The following is a 3389-nucleotide window of genomic DNA, read 5'->3' on the forward strand; positions in this document are numbered from 1 at the left end:
GCCAGCTTCTTGGGTGAATATTTGACATACCCTTTCTGCCTCTGCTTGCGGAAGAAGTTCTTGTACGCTATGCACAAATCCTTGATAGCCTGCTTGGTGACATTGTTGGATATACCTAGAAGCCACGAGTATTCTTCAGAATTACGAAAAACAGTGAACTCCTTGCGAAGGTCATAATCACTTTGAAGTTTTCTGCCTTCTCTGAAATTATCCATCTGCTTATCTAAAGCCCAGTTATAGGCAAATCTTGAAGCACCTGCGAACTGAAAAAGTTTAGTTCTCTGCTTGTTGTTTGGCAGCAGTCGTATCCTGACTGACCTTATCATCGCATTCACCTCCCCTATACGAATAATTATACCATGCCTTGATGGGCATTGTACTATTTCTGTATCGGAAAGTAAGTTTGCTTAGGTTGCTTAGACTTTTTATCGGTTTTTATCAACTTTTTATAAGTTATGCTTGACTGTTAAAAGCCTCCTGCTCACTGCTGTGCTTTGCTGCGCTTATTACGCAGACCGGTTAAGATTTTCTCCATATCGGTCGGAATTGGTGCCGTAAATGTCATTTCCTCTTTCGTCACGGGATGCATCAGGGTCAGTTGCAGAGAATGCAGCGCCTGACCATTAATAGCGAAGGGCGAAGACTTTTTCGGCCCGTACTTGGGGTCATTGACCAATGGATGGCCAATGCTGGTCATATGCACGCGAATCTGATGGGTGCGGCCGGTTTCAAGCTGACATTCCACCAAGGTATACTCGCCAAACCGCTCCAAAACCTTAAAATGCGTAACGGCTGGTTTGCCATTTTCACGTACAATGGCCATCTTCTTGCGGTCGGTGGGATGACGGCCAATATCCCCCTTGATAATGCCCGCTTCCTCTTTGATATTACCATGCACAATCGCCCAATAGGTGCGGTGCGCCGTTTTTGTACGAATCTGTTCAGCTAAGTCTAAATGAGCGGTATCGTTTTTGGCACAGACCATCACTCCGCTCGTATCCTTGTCCAAGCGATGAACAATGCCGGGACGGATTTCACCGTTGATGCCGGATAAATCCTGACAATGGAAAAGCAGGGCATTGACCAATGTGCCGCTGTACACGCCAGAGGCCGGGTGCACCACCATACCACGAGCCTTATTCACCACGATGATATCTTTATCCTCATAGAGAATATCTAATGGAATATCCTCAGGCTCTACACTTATGGGTTCTGCCTGCGGCACAGTTACCTGCACCGCTTCGCCCCCCCTCAGCTTATAGTTGGCCTTACGCACAATTCTATCGACCAGCACATTGCCCTGCTCAATGAGTTTTTGCACATGCGAACGGGAAAGCTCCGGGAAACGTTCCACTACGAATACATCGAGCCGCTGCCCTTTTTCTTCCGCCGTAAATACAACAGGTTCCATATTATTCATCCGTTTCCTTTTCTTTGTAAAGTATGGCATAAATCATGCTGGCTACGCCCAGTACAATGGCAATATCGGCGATATTAAACACCGGCCAGATCCGAAAGTCGAAAAAATCCACCACTAAACCGCTCCGAATGCGGTCAATGAGATTGCCCACCGCCCCGGCCAGCAGTGCCACACAGCCATAATGAAAATACGCCGACTGGTGCTTGAGCCGAGGATAATAATAGACAAAAGCAGCAATCATTACCGCACCGGCCAAAATAAAGAACCAGCTTTGATGTGGCAGCATACCAAAAGCCGCCCCTGGATTCAGCACATAGGTAATATGAAAGACGTTTTTGATTACGGGAACGCTCTCTCCCGGGGTCATGGTCAGCATGACCAAACACTTCACCAGCTGGTCTAAGACCAACAGGACCAAAAACATTCCTAATGCCAATCTAATTTAGCCCTCCTGCTTATCGCCCTCGGCAAGCTCTTTAGCCTCATAAGGAACAGCCTGATGCTCAGACAGCGCTTTCTGCAGGGCTTCAGCCTGCGTGCCCACGGCCTTCTTTTCCCGTTCTTCCTTCTCGGGGTCGGGAATCTGTTTCATCGTTTCATCAATAACAGCCAGTTCAGACTCCAACGTCACCTTGATTTTGCGCAGGAACGTATTCTTCTCCCGCACTAAACGGTCATATTCCTCTACAATCGCCTGCGCTTTATTCTTGGCATCATCAATGATTTTTTCTGCCTTCATCTCGGCTTCCTGCAATTTGTTGGCACACTCTTTCGCCGTATTTTCCCTGGTTTCCTCGGCGTTCTTACGGGCGTTGCTCGTCACTTCTTCAGCTGTCTTCTGTGCCACGAGCAGCGTATCCTTCAGATTCTGCTCCAACTGCTGATACTGCTCGTTATCCTTCTTTGCACGAGCCAGTTCTTCCTTCAGCCGGTCATTTTCCCGGAACAGTTTTTCATAGTCATTGACTACCTTATCAAGGAAATCATCAATCTCATCCTCATTGTAGCCGCGAAAGCTGCGTTTGAAATCCTTGTTGTGTATGTCCATTGGTGTAAGCAAAATGATTATCCCCTATCTGTATGGCAGATTTCCTGCCAGTTTTTATCAATACTCATTTATCTTATCATATTTCAGGTGAAAAACAAAGCACCCACCCGAAATACGGGCGGATGCTTGCAACGTTTCTCACGAATATCAATTTATCCTGCTAACCGCGCTTTATGCCTCATCGTCATCGTTTGCATCATCTGCAGGCTGTTCTTGTTCTGCCGCAGGCTCTTCTTCATCATTTTCTTCCTCAGCCTGTGCCGGCTCTGCGGAAGCTTCTTCTTCTTCTTCAGCAGCATCATCCAACATGACTAACGCAGGACCATTCAAATCAAGATCCATCGGCGCAGCTGCACTAACCAGTCCTTGCGAGCCTACAGCAAACACAAAAGCCGCCAATATTGCACCAGTCAATTTTTTCATAATCAAATCCCCTTCTCTCATACCACCACTAATGAGATAGCAACGTTTTTCCGCAAACAATTGCCATCCTAAATTATCCAAATCGGACAAAGCTATTTTAACAAATCTCATAAAAATCGTCAATCCTATTATAATTATCTAACATTTTCATTTATTTGACACTCCCCATGCCTAAAGGCAAGGGATTCTTGGTTCGCTGAACACTGCGGCCTAGCCGTAACCAGTTCGACTTACACGTTCTCCCCAAGCGTAAATTCCCGTGTGTCCCACGGTACTAATTTATGTTAAGCAACCTGTTTTTGTTCTATTGCCTTTCGCAGTATATTTATTGCTGCATTGGCATCTCGGTCATGATGTGAACCACATGCAGGGCAAGTCCAATCCCTGATACCAAGATTCTTAGTTTCCTTGTTCTGGTATCCGCATTTTGAACAGGTCTGGCTTGACGGGTAGAATGTATCTACCTTCAAGATTTCAGAGCCCTGCAATTCTGCCTTG

At 46.3% G+C, this 3389-nt stretch carries 6 protein-coding genes; all 6 read right to left on the minus strand.

Translation table 11 applies throughout. The annotated features are described in order from the left end of the window. The coding region (locus G598_RS18355) for a helix-turn-helix domain-containing protein (protein ID WP_037364945.1) at positions 1-326 on the minus strand (326 nt) is incomplete at its 3' end. Between the two features lie 155 nt (positions 327-481). After that, positions 482-1420 (minus strand): RluA family pseudouridine synthase, encoded by a 939-nt coding sequence (locus tag G598_RS0116510; RefSeq protein ID WP_026767857.1) that lies wholly within the window; start codon positions 1418-1420, stop codon positions 482-484. Further along, a complete protein-coding gene (gene lspA, locus G598_RS0116515) occupies positions 1413-1856 on the minus strand; it encodes a signal peptidase II (protein ID WP_026767858.1) in 444 nt (147 codons plus the stop codon). Before lspA ends, G598_RS0116510 begins: the two co-directional genes overlap by 8 nt. 6 nt (positions 1857-1862) lie before the next feature. Continuing rightward, on the minus strand, positions 1863-2468 hold the full coding sequence (locus G598_RS0116520) for a DivIVA domain-containing protein (protein WP_245582846.1): 606 nt from the start codon (positions 2466-2468) through the stop codon (positions 1863-1865). 171 nt (positions 2469-2639) lie between these two features. Further along, the gene (locus G598_RS0116525) at positions 2640-3002 is read right to left on the minus strand and encodes a hypothetical protein (protein WP_157833391.1); all 363 of its coding nucleotides are present in this window, start codon (positions 3000-3002) and stop codon (positions 2640-2642) included. A 173-nt stretch (positions 3003-3175) separates the two neighbouring features. Continuing rightward, positions 3176-3389, minus strand: a 214-nt coding sequence (locus G598_RS19265; protein ID WP_026767861.1) for a zinc ribbon domain-containing protein, incomplete at its 5' end; no start/stop codon positions are given.

This window comes from Selenomonas ruminantium subsp. ruminantium ATCC 12561, assembly GCF_000424065.1.
Taxonomy (GTDB): Bacteria; Bacillota; Negativicutes; order Selenomonadales; family Selenomonadaceae; genus Selenomonas_A; species Selenomonas_A ruminantium.